The organism is Tropicibacter sp. Alg240-R139, assembly GCF_900537075.1.
Lineage (GTDB): Bacteria > Pseudomonadota > Alphaproteobacteria > Rhodobacterales > Rhodobacteraceae > Falsiruegeria.
Window position 1 is genome coordinate 14,890 of sequence record NZ_UNRA01000012.1, and the last position, 21,487, is coordinate 36,376.

15 protein-coding genes and 3 pseudogenes are annotated in these 21,487 nt (G+C 55.8%); 14 read left to right on the forward strand and 4 right to left on the reverse strand.

All coding sequences use genetic code 11. From position 1 onward, the window contains the following. Positions 1-13: 13 nt before the first annotated feature. The 12 genes and pseudogenes from G6R15_RS22440 to G6R15_RS22500 form a co-directional block, all read left to right on the forward strand. A complete protein-coding gene (locus tag G6R15_RS22440) occupies positions 14-1,765 on the forward strand; it encodes an acyl-CoA dehydrogenase family protein (RefSeq protein WP_164662296.1) in 1,752 nt (583 codons plus the stop codon). Positions 1,766-2,179: 414 nt separating this feature from the next. Further along, on the forward strand, positions 2,180-3,742 hold the full coding sequence (locus G6R15_RS22445; RefSeq protein WP_164662297.1) for an arylsulfatase: 1,563 nt from the start codon (positions 2,180-2,182) through the stop codon (positions 3,740-3,742). A 986-nt stretch (positions 3,743-4,728) separates the two neighbouring features. Then, positions 4,729-5,373, forward strand: coding sequence for a TetR/AcrR family transcriptional regulator (locus G6R15_RS22450; RefSeq protein ID WP_164662298.1), 645 nt, complete (start codon positions 4,729-4,731; stop codon positions 5,371-5,373). Between the two features lies 1 nt (position 5,374). Continuing rightward, entirely contained in the window at positions 5,375-5,629 is a 255-nt protein-coding gene (locus G6R15_RS22455) for a hypothetical protein (RefSeq protein ID WP_164662299.1), read from the forward strand. A 3-nt stretch (positions 5,630-5,632) separates the two neighbouring features. Further along, positions 5,633-6,829, forward strand: a complete 1,197-nt coding sequence (locus tag G6R15_RS22460) for an acyl-CoA dehydrogenase family protein (RefSeq protein WP_164662300.1) — start codon at positions 5,633-5,635, stop codon at positions 6,827-6,829. A 12-nt stretch (positions 6,830-6,841) separates the two neighbouring features. Then, positions 6,842-7,963: an acyl-CoA dehydrogenase family protein gene (locus tag G6R15_RS22465; protein WP_164662301.1), complete on the forward strand. Its 1,122-nt coding sequence runs from the start codon at positions 6,842-6,844 to the stop codon at positions 7,961-7,963. A gap of 3 nt (positions 7,964-7,966) precedes the next feature. Further along, positions 7,967-8,542 (forward strand): PaaI family thioesterase, encoded by a 576-nt coding sequence (locus G6R15_RS22470; RefSeq protein ID WP_164662302.1) that lies wholly within the window; start codon positions 7,967-7,969, stop codon positions 8,540-8,542. Continuing rightward, positions 8,539-10,062 carry a class I adenylate-forming enzyme family protein gene (locus G6R15_RS22475; protein ID WP_164662303.1) on the forward strand — a complete coding sequence of 508 codons (1,524 nt, stop codon included), beginning with the start codon at positions 8,539-8,541 and terminating at the stop codon, positions 10,060-10,062. The genes G6R15_RS22470 and G6R15_RS22475 overlap by 4 nt, the downstream gene beginning before the upstream one ends. Before the next feature lie 133 nt (positions 10,063-10,195). Beyond that, positions 10,196-12,277: a 3-hydroxyacyl-CoA dehydrogenase NAD-binding domain-containing protein gene (locus G6R15_RS22480; protein ID WP_164662304.1), complete on the forward strand. Its 2,082-nt coding sequence runs from the start codon at positions 10,196-10,198 to the stop codon at positions 12,275-12,277. Next, a complete protein-coding gene (locus G6R15_RS22485) occupies positions 12,274-13,446 on the forward strand; it encodes an acetyl-CoA C-acyltransferase (RefSeq protein ID WP_164662305.1) in 1,173 nt (390 codons plus the stop codon). The genes G6R15_RS22480 and G6R15_RS22485 overlap by 4 nt, the downstream gene beginning before the upstream one ends. A 384-nt stretch (positions 13,447-13,830) precedes the next feature. Beyond that, complete coding sequence (locus G6R15_RS22490; protein WP_164662306.1) at positions 13,831-14,757, forward strand: transporter; 927 nt, start codon at positions 13,831-13,833, stop codon at positions 14,755-14,757. A 287-nt stretch (positions 14,758-15,044) separates the two neighbouring features. Continuing rightward, positions 15,045-15,525 (forward strand): annotated as a pseudogene (locus tag G6R15_RS22500) (Tn3 family transposase); the annotation flags it as partial. Between the two features lie 190 nt (positions 15,526-15,715). Here G6R15_RS22500 and G6R15_RS22505 read toward each other — a convergent pair. The 4 genes from G6R15_RS22505 to G6R15_RS22520 form a co-directional block, all read right to left on the reverse strand. After that, positions 15,716-16,327 (reverse strand): cupin domain-containing protein, encoded by a 612-nt coding sequence (locus G6R15_RS22505; RefSeq protein WP_164662308.1) that lies wholly within the window; start codon positions 16,325-16,327, stop codon positions 15,716-15,718. 144 nt (positions 16,328-16,471) lie between these two features. Then, complete coding sequence (locus tag G6R15_RS22510) at positions 16,472-18,145, reverse strand: 3-hydroxyacyl-CoA dehydrogenase NAD-binding domain-containing protein (protein ID WP_164662309.1); 1,674 nt, start codon at positions 18,143-18,145, stop codon at positions 16,472-16,474. A gap of 6 nt (positions 18,146-18,151) precedes the next feature. Further along, complete coding sequence (locus G6R15_RS22515) at positions 18,152-19,324, reverse strand: thiolase domain-containing protein (protein WP_164662310.1); 1,173 nt, start codon at positions 19,322-19,324, stop codon at positions 18,152-18,154. Between the two features lie 198 nt (positions 19,325-19,522). Continuing rightward, entirely contained in the window at positions 19,523-20,302 is a 780-nt protein-coding gene (locus G6R15_RS22520; protein WP_164662311.1) for an enoyl-CoA hydratase-related protein, read from the reverse strand. A 402-nt stretch (positions 20,303-20,704) separates the two neighbouring features. Between G6R15_RS22520 and G6R15_RS22525 the strand changes: the two are divergent. Further along, a pseudogene (locus G6R15_RS22525) lies at positions 20,705-21,067 on the forward strand (IS6 family transposase); the annotation flags it as partial. Between the two features lie 33 nt (positions 21,068-21,100). Next, positions 21,101-21,487, forward strand: a pseudogene (locus G6R15_RS22530) (transposase); the annotation flags it as partial.

Below are 21,487 nucleotides of genomic sequence, written 5' to 3' on the forward strand. Positions count from 1 at the left end.
GGTAGGAATTCCAATGGACAGCTACACCGCCCCGCTCGAGGATATGAAGTACGTATTGTGGGATCTACTTCAGGGGGAAGATCTACTCAAACTCCCTGACTATAGCGATTTTAGCGCGTCCGAGATTTCCATGGTTCTTGAAGAAGCAGGCAAATTTTGTACCAATGTGCTCGCTCCGATCAATAGCGCGGGCGATCAACACGGGTGTCAGTTGGAAGCGGGGACGGTCCGGACGCCCCCGGGCTTCGCGGAGGCCTACGCTCTTTATCGTGAGGGTGGTTGGCCGGGACTGCTTGCGAACCCAGATGATGGCGGGCAGGGTCTCCCTCATTCAGTGCAAGTCATGACTGAGGAAATGTCCAGCGCGGCCAACCTGGCTTTCACGGGGTATTCGGGGCTGACCTTAGCAGCGTACCAAACGCTCCGCGAACATGGGTCTCCGGAACAGAAAGCCCTCTGCCTCGAACATCTAGCCAGCGGACACTGGACAGGAACCATGTGCTTGACGGAGCCCCAATGCGGCAGCGATCTGTCGATGGTTCGGACCCGGGCCGAGCCAACAGGAGACGAGACGTACAAAATCTTCGGCACGAAGATCTTCATCACGTCGGGCGACCACGATCTTTCGGAGAACATTGTGCATCTGGTGCTAGCGCGCCTTCCGGATGCGCCAGTCGGCACCAAGGGATTGAGCTTATTTCTGGTTCCTAAATTCGCGATCGAAGCGCCATCCAGACTAGGTGCGCCCAACAATGTGGTAACGGTCGCAGTAGAGCACAAGATGGGCAGCAAAGGGTCTGCGACATGCCAGCTTTCATTCGAGGGCGCACTCGGAACGCTCATCGGCGAGCCGCACAAGGGCATGAGCGCGATGTTCTCGATGATGAACATTTCTCGCCTTTCGGTCGCGACCCAAGGTCTCAGCACTGCCGAAGCCGCATTGCAAGCCGGATTGGGCTACGCACGGACACGCCTTCAGGGCCGCTCTGCCGCCGGTGATGGGTCGCCCGAGCCGATCATCCGCCACGCAGATGTGAAACGCATGCTCCTAACGATGAAGTCTTTGACTGAAGGGATGCGCGCACTCACGATTTGGATCGCCATCCATACCGATCTGCGCTATAAGCACCCCGACCCGAAAAAGCGGGCCGAGGCTGAAGACTTCATTTCGCTGCTGACTCCAATCGCCAAGGCCTTTTGCACAGATGCAGGCTTTACCTGCGCCAACCTTGCGGTGCAGATTCACGGCGGTCATGGATACATTCGCGAAACTGGGATCGAGCAGTTGGTACGCGATTCACGTATCAGTTCTATTTATGAGGGCACAAATGGCATTCAGGCAATTGACCTGGTCGCCCGCAAAGTACTGGGTGATGGAGGTAGGCGGCTCTCCTGCGTCTTCGCACCCATTGAACAGTTTCTGGATGAGAACGCTGAAAATGAGAAACTCGCACCTATGGTTTCCGCTATCGCCACGTCTTACCAGCGCCTAAGATCGGTTACCGACCTTATCGCCCAAAGCCCCTCAACTGGAATAGTTGGCGCGCAAGCTTACCTCAACCTCTTCGGGCTCGTACTCCTTGGGTATTTGTGGGGACGGATGGTTGTCACTTCAGCCGATCGACCGGAACCCTTCCATATGGCAAAACAGGCAACTGCGCGCTTCTTCTTCACGCATATTCTGTCGCAGGCAGACTACTATGCCTCTGTTGTGGAAGGAGGGGAGGATGCATTGGTAGAGTATGAAGAGCAATATTTCGGCTGACGATCAACCGCCACTCGTGCTTGGGGGCGGCATGGCATTGTTCCTGAACAAGAGTGGACCTGTCGCTGAATTGTTGCGCTCCTATGACTTGGTATTTTGCCTCAAAGGAGAACTAACATGGCACAGAAACCAACCCCAGTATGGAGTCTTTTCGGTCATGTGAGATGGGCAACGTACTTTCGGTACTCTGGCAACGTGAAAATCAAATAGCGGATATCTAAACGGCTGGAGCCAAGATCGCATGGGCGGGACATTTTTGCCGTTTTTTGTTGCCTCAGCTCCACATTGTGAAGCAATTTGTAATTAAAAAACTAGGAAGTTAATGTGTTGTTCATACTCGAACTGAGAATACTTGGTGTGTTGGGAATAAACTGAAGAAGAATTCCGTAAGTGATAAAGGGAAAGAGAATTCAGATGAAAAAATGTTTAACACTGGCAATCGGCCTCAGCGTCGCTGCGTCTCACGTTTGGGCAACCGAAGATCCCCGCCCCAACATCCTCGTAATCATGGCTGACGATGTGGGCTGGGCGAGCTTGGGCTCTTACCACGGTGGTATCAAGAGTATCGAGACGCCAAACCTTGACCAACTTGCGATGGGCGGTGCGCGCTTGACAGATTATTACGCCGAACCAAGCTGTACGGCCGGGCGCTCAGGCTTCATGACTGGACAGATGCCTATTCGGACAGGGATGCACACGGTTGGTCTGCCCGGTGACCCAGTCGGCCTACACCCCGATGATCCGACCCTTCCGATGTTCCTAAAACAACAGGGATACACGACAGGACAATTTGGCAAGAACCACCTTGGAGATTTGAACGAGTTCTTACCCACGACCAAAGGGTTCGATGAATATTGGGGGTGGCTGTATCACTTGAACGCAATGGAATACACGTCCGACCCGGACTGGCCGGATGATCCTGAGTTTGAGGCGCAATTTGGTCCGCGCAATCTCATTCATTCCTTTGCCACCGACGAAGACGATGAAACAATCGATCCCCGTTTCGGAAAAGTCGGCAAACAACGGATTGTTGACGATGGCCCTGCCCCTCCAGAGCGGCAAAAGACGCTGGACGATGAGGTGACAGCTCACACAAAGGACTTTATTTCCCGTGCGGTTGAAACGGACACGCCCTTCTTTGTCTGGATGGCTCCAGCGCGCGCTCACGTTTGGACGCACCTCAGCCCGAAGTACGAAGAGATGTTGGGTGACGGTCGCGGGCTTCAAGATGTGATAATGAAAGAACTGGACGACAATGTCGGCAAAGTTCTCGCCCACCTCAATGATCTCGGTATTGCCGACAACACAATCGTCATGTTCACAGCGGACAACGGTCCTGAAACGATGACATGGCCTGATGGTGGAACAACGCCATTTCATGGCGAAAAAGGTACGACTTGGGAAGGCGGATTCCGGGTTCCCGCGATCATCCGCTGGCCAGGGCGAATTCCCGAAGGCCAAGTCCTGAATGGGATATTCAGCGGAATGGATTGGATGCCGACTCTTGTTGCCGCTGCGGGTGGCCCTGCCGACCTAAAGGAACAGCTTTTGGAAGGGTACGAGGGATACAAGGTGCATGTGGATGGGTATAACCAGCTATCTTACCTGACCGGCGAGGCCGAAAAGAGCAGCCGGAAGGAGTTGATCTACTATCAGGGTACTGACCTTCAGGCAGTGCGCTACAACGACTGGAAAGCTCACTTTGTAGTTCAGAACCACGGCTGGTCTGGTCCAAAAGAAGAACTGGTTGCACCCTTGCTGTATAACCTCCGTCGGGATCCGTACGAAAAGGCCGCAGACGAAAGCGGCATGTACGTCCGTTGGATGGGCAACAAAATGTGGGCCTTCGGTCCCGCTGCACGAATTGTGCAAGCCCATCTTGCTACTTTTGCAAACTTTCCACCTCGTGGAAAACCGGTGGCTAACCAAGCTCATGTGGAAGAACAAACCTCGACGGAAGGCGGCATTTCTCAGTGAATGATGTGCAGCCTCCCTGATGGCTCATGGAGTGCTGAACTGACATCCGGCATTGACGACCGGGTGTCCCGCTGTAGAGCGATATTGCTCCAATCTGTGCGTGGCGCAGAATTGATAAAAAAGGGCCCGGCCGCGGAATCCACCGCGCTTTGTGCGAACGGCGGATTTGCCGAAAACCCTTAGACCAGATGAGCGTTTTTGCGGCGAGCGTATCGACTGTGGTTCTCTCGGCAAACATAGTTGTGTTTGACGTAGCAAGTACAAATGAACAAAGCACCTAATTTGGGCTTGGATGTCCACACATTGGAGCTGGATTTCCATATCTGCCCAGTTTCCAAGAATGCCTTCAGTTGTTGAAGCAGACGTTGATCGCGAAACCAACGGAAGCTCAAATCGAGCGTGTCGCCCATGGATCGACTGTGAGGGGAAATCGCGGATCTTACCCATTCTCGAAGCTCAGCACGATTATGTTCCGGGTGCTCGGAAAGGCCCAGATGTTTGGCAACCTCCAATTTGTACCGACGCGCAAAGCAGCCAAGAAGCAGCTGACAGGGCCGAATCGGCTGCATATCCGGTTGTGAAATAACATGCTCGATTGCTTCGTCATCTACACCCGCCCAATCTTCGGTGAGCCCCCCAGTATTGCGAACGCTGAAAGTCTGAAGAGACTACTCCAGACAAACTGATTGAAGCAGTAACGAAAAAAATTCTAGGTTCTAAAAGGACAATCTCCGGTCGCGTGCCGCAGTAACGTCCATCCGCTTACCTCAAAATACCGATTGAAAGCAAATGGCTACAGCATTTCAAAGTCATTACAGAATTACTCATTCACAGATGTTCAAAATTTTGGCCACTTTTTCTCGTTCGACCCAGTTAGGCCAATCTGGGCTATAGTTTCCTTCACATTAAAACTTGTAAGGTGTATAAAAAAACTTGCTTGGTGGAAAATATTGTGGTTCTAATCGCATCCAAAGATAGGGCGCACCATGAACGCACATGAAAAAACGTCACCATCCAAAGGCGAGTCGACCCGCAAGGATATCCTTGAGGCCGCTATCTCGTTTTTTTCGGCTCGCGGTTATGAAGGGGCGAGTATCCGTGACATCGAGCAGCGCGCCGGTGTCAATCGGGGGTTGGTAACCTATCACTTCAGAAACAAGGAGGAGCTGTGGAAGGCAACATTCGACTATGCTTTCCGGCCTTATTTTGACGACCAACGGTCGAAGCTGCGAATGATCCGCGGGCTCGACTCGGAAACCCGGCTAAAGCTGGTTATCGGAAACCTCATTCGCGCGTCCGCCGAACGTCCCTACATGAATCAGCTGATGATGCAGGAAAACTTCGAACCCTCGTGGAGGTTCGACTGGATCGTCGATCAGTTCCTCAAGCCGACGGCAAAGATGGAAAGCGATCTGGGCAACCACGACCCCTGGGTTCACGTGATCATGACCAATCCGCATGTGCGTTACATGCTAGTCGGTGCCTGCACGACTCCCTTCTCGCTATCTGCCGAGGTAAGCGCCCTCTTTGGAAAGAACGCATTCAGCGAAACCTTCATTAATGACCATATCGAGATGGTAACAAGAACACTGCTGCCGCTTCTCAGAGAACTCGGTCAACGGAAGAGTTAAGATGTATGACTCTTATCCGGAAGTGATCGCAGGGCTGGCCCTGGTCAAGATCCTGCTCACCGTCGTGGCCTTCGAATTCTTTAGGCCAATCAAACTCGACTTGGACGAAACGCATCTCTTCAATCCCGATTGTGTGGGCCACGAGCGGTTCCACCTAGTCTGGCACCTCGGGGTACCTCGGGAAGAAGTTCTTTGCCGAGATCGCGACCCTCTGTCTGATCTGGGCGTCATGGAAACCAAGATCGTTGGGAGCTAAGCAATGGATCTGCACTACACCGAAGAAGAACAAGCTTTCCGCACTAAAGTCCGTGAGTGGCTGGCCGAAAACCTGCCCCATGCCCTGAGTGAGAAAATCAGGCTGGGTAAACGCCTGACAAAAGCCGACTATGAGCTCTGGCACCGCCTGCTGAATGAACGTGGCTGGCTGGCGCAGAACTGGCCGCGGGAGTACGGCGGGGCGGAATGGAACGCCGTGCAACGCCAGATTTTTGAGGAAGAGTCCTGCCTCGCCAACGCGCCGCACATCGTACCCTTCGGCCCGACGATGCTGGGGCCGGTTTTGCTGGCCTTTGGTTCGGAAGAACAGAAACGACACTATCTGCCTCGCATCCTGAACGGTGAAGACTGGTGGTGTCAGGGTTATTCCGAACCTGGCGCTGGGTCAGACCTGGCAGCGATCAAGACGACCGCGATGCGCGATGGGGATCACTACGTGGTCAACGGCCAAAAGACCTGGACGACCCTTGGCCAGCACGCCGACTGGATCTTTTGCCTGGTTCGCACCGATCCCGGCGCAAAGAAACAGGAAGGCATCTCGTTCCTCCTGATCGACATGAAGACGCCAGGCATCACGGTGCGCCCGATCACGCTGATCGACGGGGATGCAGAGGTCAACGAGGTGTTCTTTGACGACGTGCGCGTTCCGGTGGCGAACCGCGTTGGCGAAGAGAACAAGGGATGGACCTACGCCAAGTACCTGTTGACCCATGAACGCACCAATATCACCGGTGTCGGCTTTTCGACCGCGACGCTGAAAGCGCTCAAGAGTACCGCCGCGCAGGTGCAGTCCGGCGGGCGGCCGTTGTCCCAGAACCCGCTATTCGCCGCGCGCATGGCCCAGGTGGAAATCGACCTCATGGCGATGACGACGACAAACCTGAGGGTGGTGTCGGCCGCATCCAAGGGGCGGGCGCCAGGGGCCGAAAGCTCGATGCTGAAGGTGAAGGGGTCAAGGATCCGGCAAGAGTTGACCTCGTTGATGCGCCGGGCGTTCGGTCCAGATGCGATGCCCTTTCAGAACGACTACCTGGAGGGTGGTGACAATCTCGATGCCCTTGGTCCGGAAAACGCTGCCAGCGCGGCGCCGACCTATTTCAACATGCGCAAACTGTCGATCTTCGGCGGTACTAACGAGGTGCAGCGCACAATCATTACCAAAACGATGCTGGGCCTTTGAGGGGGAATAATCGTGGATTTCAATCTAACTGAAGAACGCGGAATGCTCCGCGATACCCTGGGACGGTTCCTGCGTGACAAATACGATCACGGCTTGCGCAGGCGACTTGAGGCGTCGGGGCAAGCCTATTGCCCTGACGTGTTCGAAGGATTGGCCGAACTAGGTGTCCTTGGCGCGCTGTTCAGCGAAGAACACGGGGGCTTTGGCGGGTCCGGTTTCGATCTTGCCGTGGTGTTCGAGGAACTTGGCCGCGCTGGGACGCTCGAACCCATTCTGCCTGCTGTTCTGGCTGGCGGCCTGATTGCCGAAGCAGGGCGTACCGACTTGGTGGAAGAGATCATCGCCGGAACGACCGTCGCGACGTTGGCCCATGGAGAAGCCGGGGCGCGATATGACCAGAGCCACGTGACAACATCGGCCAAGGTAGACGGCGACCAGATCGTTCTAAGCGGGACCAAGAGCCATGTCCTGAACGGGGCGCAAGCCCGGCTACTGGTGGTGTCGGCTCGCGAATCCGGCGCGGTGATGGATGAAGCCGGGATTTCTCTGTTCCTGGTGCCCAGCGATGCCATCGGTGTGACCATCACTGACCACGTCAACTTGGACAGCACGTCCGCGGCGACCGTGGTTTTGGACAGCGTGCGACTGGACGCGTCAGTACGCATCGGCTCCGCCGGTGAGGGGTTTGAGCTGCTCGAAGCAAGCATCGCCCGGGGCGTGACAGCACTTTGCGTCGAAGCCCTCGGGGCGATGGAGGCGGCCAAGACCCTGACTCTCGAATATCTCAAGGAGCGCAGGCAGTTCGGCGTGCCGATCGGGTCGTTCCAGGCGCTTCAGCACCGCATGGCCGACGTGCTGATCGAGATTGAGCAGGCGCGTTCGGCAGTGATCAACCTTGCGGGTAATCTGCACCGGCCTCGCCTTGAGCGTGAGCGCCATGTCAGCGCCGCCAAGAACATGATCGGGCGCGTCGCGACCCTGGTCGTAGAAGAGTGCATCCAGTTGCACGGCGGCATCGCCATGACCGAAGAATACGCCTTGTCGCATTTCGCGCGTCGGTTGACGATGATCGATCACCTCTATGGTGATGTGGATCACCACCTCGAACGCTTCATCACGCTGAGCGCGGCCTAGGCCATGCCCCGCCACCCCTGCCCCACCGAGCCGATCGCCTTGTTTCAGTTTCTGGGCATGGCGCTCGAAATCGACCTGGAGCGCCTGCAAGCGCATTGCGTTCTGGAGGTGTCGGACATGGTTCGAAACCGGCAGAGGGTGCTGTATGGCGGTGTGATCCCAACAGTGCTGGACGCCGCGAGCGGCATCACGGCGTCCTTGAGTTGCGATCCCGAGGGGCTGGCTCCGTTTGCGACGGTCTTGTTGAACATCAACTACATTGCACCCGCTAAACAGGATGCGTTCCACGCAACGGGCCGCACCGCCCGAGGGCGGGCTGGGCACAAAGTTCGTCCATTGCGAGATAACCGACGAAACGGGACACGTCATCGCGGCATCGAGCGGCGTTTTCAAATGGCAACACCAACACACACCGGAGGGCACATGACCGAAGTCGTCAGAACAGAGCGCCGGGGGCACGCGCTGATCGTCTGGAACAACAACCCAAGGCGACGCAACCCGGTCTCACCCGAGTATTACCAAGCGCTTGTGGCAGCCTTGGCGCGCGTTCGCGGCGCACAGCAGGAGTATGTCGCATGAAGAACCGCATTCATGAACTCTTGATTGGCGCTGCCGAGGCTGGCCCCAACAAACTCGCGGTGATCGACCATGACGACACCAAGTACGCGTGGGGCGATGTGCTTGTTGCCGCCAACGAGGCCGCCGCCATGCTGAAGGCGCGGGGCGTCAAGCCTGGAGACCGGGTCGTCATCGTCGGCGAGAACTGCATCGAGGTCGTCGCGTTCTTCTTTGGCACCGGTTTTCTGGATGCTTCGGTGGTGTCGATCAATGCCCGGTCCACCGCGGTTGAGCTGGATCGGATCCTCTCACATTCGGACCCAAGCGCGGTCGTGTTCCCGACGAGGCTATCCAAGGCCGCCCGCGACCACGCCCAGCGTTTCGAGACAACGCAGCAAACCGGCGCATTCGGGGCTGTCGATATTCTGACGTGCGCGAATGCCTCGCCCGAGCAGGTCTTTGACGACCCCGCCGAGCAGGTGGCGCTGTTGCTTTACACCTCGGGGACAACCGGAACCCCCAAGGCAGCAATGCTGACCCATCAAAACCTCTATGCCGCGGCCCTTTGCGCCGCGCAGATCCACGGCGTTCAGGAAAATGACGTGAACTTCCTGGTGCTGCCGCTCAGTCACGTTTTCGGCGTCTTCGTGCTGATGACGGCAGCCTATGGCAAGACCGCCCTGCGACTGGAGGCGCAGTTCACGCCCCAGCGGCTGTTCGATGCCCTAAACCAGGACGTGACGCTGCTTTCAGGTGTGCCGCAAATGCACGCGCATCTGTTCAACTATGCCCAGGCCCACGGGATGCCCAGATACAACGCGGGCAAGCTTCGGTTCGTGGCGTCCGGGGGGGCACCGCTTGACGCGAGCTGGAAATGGCAAGCCGAAGAGTTCTACGGTATCCCGATGCAAAACGGGTATGGGCTGACGGAAAGCACCGCTGGGGTCTGCGCAACCAACAGCGAGATGGGTGACACTGATGTAAGCGCCGGTCCGATCATCGGGGCGAATACGATGAAACTGGATTTCGCCGCGACCGGTGCTTCGCCAGATGACGGGGTGGGAGAGATCCTTCTTGGCGGGCCACAGATTACCAAAGGCTATTTCCGCGATCCCGAACAGACGGCCATGGCCTTTGACCCTGACGGCTACTTTCGCACCGGTGATCTGGGGCGACTGGACGAGCAGGAGCGTTTGCACATTGTCGGGCGCAGCAAGGAGCTGATCATTCGCTCGGGCTTTAATGTTTATCCCGCAGAAGTCGAAGCGGCCTTGACAGAGCACCCCGAGGTCGTGCTTGCGGCGGTTGTTGGACGTAAAGTCAAAGGAAATGAAGAGGTTATGGCATTCGTTTCGGCTCGACCCGGGTGTGTCCTGACCGAGCAGGCCCTAAAAAACTTCCTCCAAGACAGACTGGCTCCCTACAAACAACCCTCCCGGATCGTTGCTGTCGATGCACTGCCGACAGCACCAACAGGAAAGATCATGAAGTCAGAGTTGCTGACAACATTTGCCGAGCAACTGGCGGAGCATGAGGCGTGAAAGGACTGCTGGTAACGATTTGGACCAACCCGGCCCAAGACAGAGTGACTGCAGCGCATGCACAAGGTGCCCGGCTGGAATTGAACCAAAAGGTGAACGCTCCCCCTATGAACAAACATAGCGAGACTGCCAGATGACTATTCGATACGAACGCGACGGAGATATCGCCGTATTGGTTGCCGATAACCCGCCGTTGAACACGTTGGGTGAACAGACCCGCAAGGGGTTGAGCAAAGGCATCACGCGCGCAATTGGCGAAGGTGCAAAGGCCGTCGTTATTTATGGCGACGGGCGCTCATGGTTTGCCGGAGCCGACATCCGCGAATTTGGCAGACCCCCGGTCACGCCGTACTTGCCAGATGTTTGCAATCAGATCGAAGCCTGCCCTGTCCCAGTCATCGCGGCCATGCACGGTACTGTGCTCGGCGGTGGGCTAGAGATTGCATTAGCCTGCCACTACCGGGTCGCTGTGGAAACGGCAAAGATGGGTATGCCAGAGGTCAATCTGGGTGTAATTCCGGGCGCGGGCGGAACCCAAAGACTCCCGCGTTTGGCCGGGTTTGCGCCAGCGATTGAAATGATTACCGGTGGGCGCTCGATTTCGGCCTCCAAGGCGCTGAAACTCGGAATAATCGACAGGATCGCCGAGGGGAATCCAAAGGAAATCGGTCTGGACTATGCCGCCTCCCTGTTGCGCGACGATCAAGGGCCACGACCGGTGAGCGCCATGAACACCCCGCAGCAGGTGGACTTTGCCGCCGCCAAGGCCAAGGTCAAGCAAACCGCGCGCGGCCAGCTTTCGCCCCTTGTGGCACTGGACGCCATCGAGGCCTCGTCGCGGCTTTCGTTCGCCGAAGGGTTGGCCGTGGAACGGCGACTATTCCATTCGTCAGAGGAAACCGGCCAGTGCAAGGGCATGATCCATGCGTTCTTTGCCGAGCGACAGGTTTCCAACCTTCCTGAACTGAGGGGCATCATGTCCCGCGAGGTCAGCGAAATTGGTGTGATCGGCGGCGGAACGATGGGTGCCGGTATCGCCACTGCGGCATTGCTGGCAGGGCTTCGCGTGACGCTGATCGAGATCACCCGTGATGCGACCGAGGCAGCCAAAGCCCGCATCGGCGGCAATCTTTCGGGGGCGTTGAAGCGCGGCAAGATCAGCGAGGCCCAATATGACCGGATATTTGCTGAAAGCCTGACCCTGTCCACGGAGTACGGTGATTTGTCAGATACCGATCTGATCATCGAAGCTGTGTTCGAAGACATGGCAGTTAAGAAACAGGTCTTCGCCCAAATCGAGGCGATTGCCAAACCCTCTGCGATCCTGGCCAGCAACACATCCTTTCTGGATATCAACGAGATTGCCGCCAGCACCGGGCGGGCAAGAAACGTTATCGGGCTGCACTTCTTTTCGCCCGCGCATGTGATGCGGTTGCTGGAAGTCATCGTTGGCGATGAAACCGCGCCCGATGTGGTCGCCACAGGCTTTGCCCTGGGCAAGCGGCTTAACAAGATTGCCGTGCGTTCGGGTGTCTGTGACGGGTTTATCGGCAACAGGATCCTGTCGAGATACAGCACCGCAGCGGACCACATGGTGCTTGACGGCGCATCGCCCTACCAGATCGACCGTGTCGTCGAAGGGTTCGGTTTGCCGATGGGCCCCTTCGCCATGGCCGACCTTGCGGGCCTCGACATCGGCCAGGCCACGCGCAAACGTCTGGCTCCGACGCGCGACCCCCGCGACCGTGTGCCAACCTACGCCGATACCCTTTGCGAAAAAGGGCATCGGGGCCAGAAAACCGGTCGCGGTTACTACGCGTATGACGGCCGCGCGAGAACCGAAAACGCGGATGTTCTACCACTAATCGACGCTGAACGCGAAAGGCTGGGTATCAAGGCCAGAACCTTTGACGATGACGAAATCCTGCGCCGGTACATGGCTGCCATGGTGAACGAAGCCGCAAGGGTTGTTGGCGAGGGCATCGCCCGCCGTCCGCTCGACGTCGATGTGGTCTTGCTGATGGGGTACGGCTTTCCGCGCTACCACGGCGGCCCCCTGAAATGGGCCGACATGCAGGGGCTATCGGGCATTTTGTCCGACATCCAGGAATTCGCCAAGGACGACTCCTATTTCTGGCAACCGGCTCCGCTACTCGAGCAGCTGGTCGCGCAGGGGCGCACGTTTGACGATCTAAACAAGGAACAATCCGTATGAAACAGGCTGTTATCCTCGCGGCTGGTCGCACCGGTCTTGCAAAATCTTTCCGTGGTTCATTCAACCAAACCCACGGAGCCAGCATGGCCGCCCATGTGATTGGTGAAACGGTCTCCCGATCAGGTCTGGAGCAGAGCGAGATCGAGGACGTGGTGATGGGCTGCGGCTATCCCGAAGGCGAAACCGGTGACAATATTGCGCGTCAGGCCGGTTTTCTCGCGGGTTTGCCGAAAACATCCGCCGGACAGACCGTCAGCCGGTTCTGTGCTAGCGGTTTGCAGGCAATCGCCACGGCAGCCAACGCCATCACTACGGACGCTTCCGGGCCGCAAGTTGCAGGTGGTGTCGAGAGCATCAGCATGGTCCAACCCCAGGTCCGGCGCGCGCCCGAGGCTGTGCTCTTGAAAGAGATGCCCGAGCTGTACCACACGATGATCGAAACCGCCGATCTGGTGGCAGAACGCTATGGCATCAGCCGCGACGCGCAGGATGAGTTCAGCCTGATTTCCCAGCAGCGCATCGCCAGCGCCCAGGCAAACGGTCTCTTCCGCGACGAGATCCTGCCCATGCAGACCGTCATGGCGATCAAGGACAAGGAAACGGGCGAAGTCTCGACACGAACTGTCACAGTCGATCGGGACGAGTGCAATCGCCCTTCAACGACTCTGGACGGTCTTCGGGGCCTAACACCGGTGCGAGACGGAGGGCTCGTTACGGCGGGCAATGCCAGCCAGCTTTCGGACGGTGCCGCTGCGGTCGTACTTATGGCCGCTCTAGATGCAGAGAAGCGTGGGCTGGAACCGCTTGGCGCATTCAAAGGCTTTGCCGTCGCGGGCTGCGGTCCCGAGGAAATGGGTATCGGCCCGGTGTTTGCGGTGCCTCGGTTGTTGGCACGGCATGGGCTCAGGGTCGACGATATCGACATATGGGAGCTAAACGAAGCGTTCGCAAGCCAGGCTATCTATTGCCGCGACAAACTCGGGATCGATCCTGACAAACTCAATGTAAACGGCGGCTCTATCGCCATCGGCCACCCATTCGGCATGACCGGCGCACGGTTAACCTCCCATATCTTGCATGAAGGCAAGAGACGTGGTGCCAAGCTGGGCGTTGTGACCATGTGCATTGCCGGGGGCATGGGGGCCGCTGGCCTGTTCGAGATTTATTAGACGGCGACCCCAATGAACAGCGCCTGAGGCATGAGCAGAAGTGCATGCTCTATGTCGGCAAGGAGCGAAACAATGAACTACGGGAAATGGAATACTGACAATGAAAATCCTGTAACTCTTGGCACGATTACTATCGTGGCCTTGGGATTCGGCGCACTAGCAAACACTACCTGCCCGCAACGATTACCTCGGTATCTGCTCTAGAGTTTCTGCCTTTCTGCTGACCAGCTCTGCGGAGGAGGCACCAAGCGTGATGCGACACGAATCTGAGATCCTGCGGAGTTTCAGTGGGCAGAGTAATCAGTCGGACCTCCAAAACCTCATCCGCAACCCCATCCCAAGAATAGAAAACGCAACTAATCAACCATCAAAAGGAGAACGTTGATGCTTAAGAGAAAAACTTACGATGTTTCAAGAGCGGGGGGCATCTTTGCAGCACTTATTGCTTTGGTCGGCAGTGCAGCAGAAGCCCGTGAGCCCGGAGTTCCCCCCTCAGTCCCACCTGGCAGTACAATCGGAATACCAATTGCCGCCAACCCGCCTCCCGGCTTCTACCTCAGTAGTTTGAACAATTACAATAACCTCGAACTGAAAGATAACAACGGCGACGACGTCGGTGTGGGCTTGGACGTCGCCAGCACCGCACTTCACCTGATGTGGGTCCCAGGAATCAATCTGCTAGGAGGCGACTTCCGTGCTCACATCGTTCAACCGTTTCTGCATGTTGATCAGTCCTCCAGCTTTGGGCCCATCTCAAGTGGTACTGAATTTGATCTGGGAAATACGCAAATCTCGCCCGTTGGTGTATCCTGGGCCATCGCCCCGGGCCAATCCGTCGCCGCGGACCTGGTTTTCGTCGCGCCGACCGGAAAATGGACCGCGGCAGACCCGGTTAACACGGGCGCAAATTTCTGGACCTTTGCACCTTCGCTTAGCTATACCTACTTCACAGATGACTGGAATGCGTCGGTACAACTGCAATACTTCACAAACACCGAGAACAAGAGCAACAATTACAAGTCCGGCGACGAAATCCTTGCCAACTTTACTGCGCTCAAAGACATCGGCGGTTTCAAGATTGGTCCCGTGGGGTATTACCGCAAACAGGTTAGCTCCGACACGAACAGCGGGACGGCCTTTGGTGGTACGATATCGGGTAAGGCTGAACAACTCGGCCTCGGTCTTGGATTATCGACTAGAGTTGGTCCCGTGGGTGTTGTCGGGCGGCTGACGCACGACGTTAAAGCGAAAAACGCGGCCGCAGGGACCAGCTTTGCGGTCAGCTTCATCATTCCAATGGGCAAGAAATAGCACCCTGATGCAGGCTACCCTGAAGTGCGACTCCGGTTTGCAAACAAACTCCATCTAACAGGAGTCGCACTTCAGAATACCAGCTGGCGCCTAGCGTCCGCCACGATGGTGCTAACGTCAGGCAGGGTGCCGCCATATCCTGATTGAACGCGTTGAACAGAAATTACCCCCATCAAGTACTTGAATACTTCGCTTGGGACGATCCGTTTCTCCTGAACGATCGGCTCACCGAGGAAGAGCGTATGATCCGCCACAGTGCTTTGCCTGACCGAACTGGGCAGCAAAATATTCGCATACGCGATCTGAAATCCAAGCGCCTCTGCGTCTTCGAATTCAAAGATGTCCTAAATCAACTGAAAGGTCTGGTCGGGGCAAAGCCCGAGAGCAAATCCGCATTGATAACTGGCCCGATGTATTGAGATGCATCGCCAAATAGAGATCCGGAAGGACGCCCCCAAGCCAACTGCCCAAAAACTGTCGGCGCGGCCGCGCGAGCATAACCTCGCCGCCGCTTTAGGGGGAATCGGACGGATCGAACGCACGCTGTTCATGATGGAAAGGGCCCTAGAAATCGTCATGCAGTGCCGGGTTCATATGGGTTTAAACAAAGGAGAGGCTCACCACACGTTGAAAAATGCTTTGCGGATCGGACGAAAAGGTGAAATCCGGGATCGCACAACCGAAAGCCAGCATTTCCGAATAGCGGGTTTGAACCTGCTCACCGCCATCACAATACACTGGAATACCAAACACCTCGGCAAAAAGGTCGCGTAGCAGAGAAATGTCGGGCAAGACCAGTGTATCTATCGCGGCATGTGTTGCCGCGCGGAAGCGAGCACATTCTGCTCATCGGAGTCTGTTTGGCGAAAAATGAGCGCCGAAATCGCTTAGCGCCCATTTCTAGTCCCTTCCGATTTCGACCCCGAAAGGAAAGCGCTTTGGCCGAGTAAAGAAAGTGCTATTGTTCCTTTGACTCTGCTTGCACGAAAACAATGCGCACGACTTCGCTACTGTTGTTGACCCAAGCATGATTGGTTTCCTGCTGAACCACAACATCACCAGCTTTCAAATGAACGGTCGAATCGTCAAGAACCATATCTATCTGGCCGTTCAATACGACTGCAAAGTCGATTGTCTGTGTCCGATGTGTGAACGGGTGCACCGGTGGTTTGCCGTTTTTGGGCGCTTCGCCGCCGGCAATCTTCATAAACAAATCCTTTGGCAGCGTGTCTAGGACTTCCTGTGGCGGTGCAGGCGGGAAATCTACTGTGCGGAAGACCAATTTCTGTGGGCCGGGTCCGAACGCGGCTGTTATTTTCTCTAGGCCCCTGTCCGTAGTCGCAGCGACCGCAGGGAACTCGTCCAATGACCAGAAATTGCGAACCACCGGCTCTTGTTGGGCGACTGGTTTCGAGAATTCGGAATCCAACAACACGACAGCCTTTCCAGATGGGTCTAAGCCAGTAACGACTCTACGAACACTGTCTTCTTGTGCCCAAGCACTTCCCGAAAGACCAATAGCTGCCCCGAAAGCAAATGCACCAAAAAATTTCGTAATTTCGCTTAGCATAACTTCCTCCAATTTGTACAAGTTGTTTGTATACCGTTCCTTTGACGCACCTGTTCCGCATCCTCAGTCATTACAGTCTTCCCGGTGACTTAAATTACGTGAGGGTATAGATGTTCGGCTTAGTCCGGCGTACGCAAAAGGCCATTATGTCGAGTTTCCGGGTGTCGCAGAGCCCAAGGTACCCCCTTCGACGGCAAGGCGACTCAACAAGGCGGCCGGCGTGAACTCGTCACCGCAAGCGAGCTCCAATCTCGACAGTCTGGCGTGGATTTCAGACAGCCCGAACCTATCAGCCCAATACACCGGGCCACCTTTCCAGTTCGGCCAGCCATAGCCGAATTGCCAAACCACATCGATATCACTTGGACGGACGACAATGCCCTCTTCGATCAGTTTTGCCGCTTCATTGACCATCAGCAAGATCAGGCGGTCCTGGATTTCCTGATCCGAAATCTCACGGCGCTGAATTCCGTAATGCGCTGATGCTGCTTCAAAGACGCTAATGGCTTCGTTGTCCAAACGCGGTTTGCGGCTATTTGCTTCGTAGGAGTAGTAACCCTTTCCGGTCTTCTGACCGAGCCGCCCCTTTGCAAAAAGCTCATCGATTACAAAGTCTTTTTCTCCGGACTCTTGGCGTGACCGATAGTCAAGCTCGATACCGCCCGCCATGTCTTGGAGTTCGAATGTCCCCATCGGAAGACCGAACTCCCTCAGTACCCGATCCACTTGATCGGGAAGCGCTCCTTCGAGCAACAGTTTCCCTGCCTGTTTTTCACGCGCAAGCAACAGTCGGTTGCCCACGAACCCGTAGCAAACTCCCACGAGAACGGGCACTTTCCGAATACGCGTTCCCAATTTCATGGCCCGCGCAATCGTCTCGCCTTTCGTTTCGCGACCACGCACAACTTCCAGAAGTTTCATGACATGTGCAGGACTGAAAAAGTGCAATCCGATAACTGAGCCGGGCCGATCTGTGACTGCTGCGATCTCGTCGATGTCGAGCGTTGACGTGTTGGTTGCCAGCGTCGCACCCTTAGGAGCAAATTTGTCCATTTCGGCGAAAATTGTTTTTTTCAACCCCATTTGCTCATAGACAGCCTCGATGACAAGGTCCGCCCCTGAAATCGCTTGCATCTGAGTATCAGTATTGAGGTTTGCAAGGCACTGCGAGGCTTGCTGTTCCGTGAGTTTGCCCTTTGAAACACTGACCTCAAGAAGAGAAATAATCCCCTCACGTGCGCCATTTAACGCGTCGGGATCCTGATCGATGAGGATTACTGGAATATCGGCGAGTAACAAGGCAGTTGAGATGCCTGCTCCCATACGACCGGCGCCTATCACAGCTGCCTGAGTGTAATCGGCGGTGTGATCGCCTGGCTCAATCCCTGGGATGCTCGTGGACGACGTCTGCGCAGTTTCAGAATAGGCGCGCGCCTCTTGCGCGGCGGTTGTTGTGAACGCCAGAGAAGGTAGCGCATCCTTCTTCTGCTGAAAGGAAACTTCGACGGTGTCGCCGATCTGGACCTGGTGCACGTCGCAATTGACCAACGCAGTTGGAATGCGAGGGCCTTCTTCCAATTCGATGATTGCCGTGGCGGCAAGGCGTCTGGATCTCCTGACGATGGAATGCGCATAAACGCTTCCGCGGCCTGACGTGACCACCCATTGTGTCGATGCACTGCCGCACATCGGGCACAATTGCCGTGGGTAAAAATACAGTTTGTCACAGTCATCGCATTTGCGAAGCGTCAGCTTACCTTCGGTAGCGCCATCCCAGAATTGTTCTAACCCGTCCAAATGAGAAAAACTTGTTTCCATCACATCCTACCCCGCCGCCAAAATAACTGTTCCGGCAGCATGTGCGCCAGGCATGATCCCGCCCGTCCCATGTGCCAGCACCCAATCATGATTTTTTACTTGCACTTCAGGGTGCGCTTCGCCGCGACATTGTCGCACCGCTTCAAGCAATTTTGTCATGCCTCCCTTGTTGCCCGGATGGTTGTTGCATAGCCCACCGCCGTCGGTATTGATCGGCATTCTGCCAACACCCGAAATCAGGTTTCCATCGGCAACGAACCGCCCTCCTGTCCCTTTGTCGCAGAACCCCAGATCTTCCAGTTGGATAAGCACAGTGATCGTGAAGCTGTCGTAGATCGAGGCATAGCGTATATCGCGTGGTGTAACGCCCGCTTCTTCGAAGGCAGTCCGACCCGAGGCAACACCGGCCGAAGTCAGGGGATCGAACCAACCCCCGTTGTTGTGATGAAGGGCAGAACCGGTACCGGCAACCCGCACCCGTGGCCTGTTCAATGACTCTGCAATTTCTTTGCGTGCGATAACAATCGCGCCGCCGCCATCAGTCACGACACAGCAGTCAAGCCTATGCAAAGGATCGGCAACCATAGGCGAATTCAATACGTCTTCGACGTCAACGACCTGACGCAGACGAGCATTCTCGTTGTGTTGCGCATGGTGCGAAGCAGCCACCTTAACCCACGCGAGTTGCTCGCTGGTCGTTCCAAATTCATGCATGTGCCGCTTGGCAACCATTGCGTAACCGTACACAGGCGCGAATGGCACCGGCGGCATAAATGGTAAATCTGGCGATGCTGAAAAATCGACACCTGCAATGGAATGCCCTGCATTGCCGGCGATCGGCCGGTCTGCCATCGTTATCAGTGCGACATTACAGCGACCCTGCGCAATCGCCTGAACGGCATGCTCAACATGCAAAAGATACGAGGACCCGCCCGTCTCGGTGCTGTCGATGTACTTCAGGTTCCTCAACCCGATGTATTCGGCAATCAACAACGGCCCATGACCGGGCGCATCACTGCCGCAGAAGTATCCATCGACATCATCGAGCGATAGGCCGCAGTCGGCAAGGGCGCCTTGTGCAACTTCAGCATGCAATCTCGCAGTGGAAACTCCGTCTGCACGGCGGGTTGGATGCTCAAACGCACCCACGATATATGATGAAGTGCTGTCCCCTAGCATCGTAAACTCTCTGCCACGAATACCATTTTGCCTATCCTTCTTTTATCTGACCGTAGGCCAGCTATTCATTTACTTCTGAGATCATTTGGACATTCTTCATCGCTTGCGAATTGGGTGAACGCCTCGTTGCCCAGTCTGCCAACTCACCCACGACGCCAGCGTGAAGATAACAAGTACGCCGCCCTGACTGACCAACACTCATGACCAAATCGGAGTACGCTTTTCTATAAACGCACGAGTTCCTTCGGTAATGTCGCTCGAAGCGAGCAGGGCTTTTACGCCCGGATATTCAAACTGCTCGGCAATAGCAGATTTCAGGTCGCTCTGAAGACCTCTCATTACGGCCTCCTTTGACGCGCGAACGGCAAGGGGACTGCTAATGCAAATCTCGTTTGCAATCTCTCTTGCCGTGTTCATGAGTTGCTCGGCAGTTTCGACACGATTGACGAACCCAAGATCTTTACCTTCAGCGGCTGTAACACGCCTAGAAGTCAGTATTATCTCCAACGCCTTTTGGGGACCGATGGCGCGGGGCAAACGATGGAGACCACCAGCCAAGGCGACCAGCCCCACACGTGGTTCCGGCAAAGCAAAAACAGCATTTTCTTCGGCAACAACGATGTCGCAACAAAGGGCCGTTTCAAAGCCTCCGCCAAAGGCAATGCCATTAACAGCGGCAATGATCGGCTTATTGAGGTCGAAACGGGATGTCAGGCCAGCAAATCCACTGCGCACTGATTTCAATTCATCTTTGTCAGCTTGTTTAAGATCGTTTCCGGCACAGAAAGAACGCCCCCCTCGGCCGGTTAAGATAGCAACCAGTTGCTCCGGATCTTGCCCAAAATCGTCGAAAACGGCCTCAAGCTCTAAATGCGCTGGCAAATGCAGCGCATTTAGAGCTTCTGGACGATCAATCGTTACGACCGTAACCGGTCCATCTCGATCAACTTGCACGTATTTGTATTTTGTGGGGGGCATACGATGTAGCAACTCCAATTGTCCCGACCGCAGCAGTGCCAGCAGCTCGAAAAAAGTACTGCGTCAGGCCGTAAAGTGACTGGCGCAACCAAGAAGAACACCCGGTTCAAAAATCAGTTAACGAGGTTAACAGTTCCGCCACAGTCAGCGTGTTTCTTCGCGGAAGTATGCGTGCCCGTATTAGGCGGCGCAAGCCGCGACAAGAGCGCGTTTGCTTGGTGAACGCACCAACTTGCTACCGTGTCTTCCAACAAATTGAGCGAGACCATAAAGTCTGGACTGAGCGCAATGAGCTCTGGCTCTGATGGAGTGGACATCCCCTGATCTCTCATCTGATAGGTCTGGGAGAAGGAAAGGTATTGCCAAGTTGTTCAGGCTGAGTGACTCAGCTAAGTCGCGCTTATGAACATGTCAACGATTATGCCGCGCCTGAAGGGTTTTCGCTTTCCTCGTGAGATCATCGCCTACGCGGTTTGGGCTTACCACCGCTTTGCGTTGAGCACAGCTGACGTCGAGGATCTGTTGGCTGCGAGGGGTGTTATGGTCAGCCGGGAAGCGGTTCGGCAGTGGGTCAATCGCTTTGGGCGACACTTTGCAGATTGCATCAGGCGGGAACGTCGACGGCCGAATGACAAGTGGCACATGGACGAAGTCGTGATCATGATCCGTGGCAAGAAGCACTGGTTGTGGCGCGCGATCACCGCAAATGGCGACGTGCTCGACATTCTCGTGCAAACTCGCCGAAACGCCAAAGCTGCAAAGCAGCTTGAGCCTCCCCACCTGAACTGGTCCACCGTTATGTTTAGGAAATGGAGGACCAAGAATGGCAAAAAGCGACCCAAGCCTGAAGAGAATGTCTCGAAGTTACGGCAGGTTGAAGTTCTGATGGGGCAAGGGATGTCCCGTCTTGATGCGATCAGACAGATCGGAGTTGTTGAGCAAACCTATTACCGCTGGCGGAAGAAGTATGGTGGAATGGGTGTTGATCAATTGAAAGAACTGAAACGGCTTCAGAAAGAGAACGAGCGGCTGAGACGCGCAGTTTCAGATCTGACGCTGGACAAACTGATCCTGACGGAAGCCACAAAGGGAAACTACTGAGCCCCGCTCGTCGTCGTGCCTGCATCGATCATGTCCGCAGCCAGCTCAAAGTATCTGAGCGACGCGCCTGCCGCGTGCTTGGAC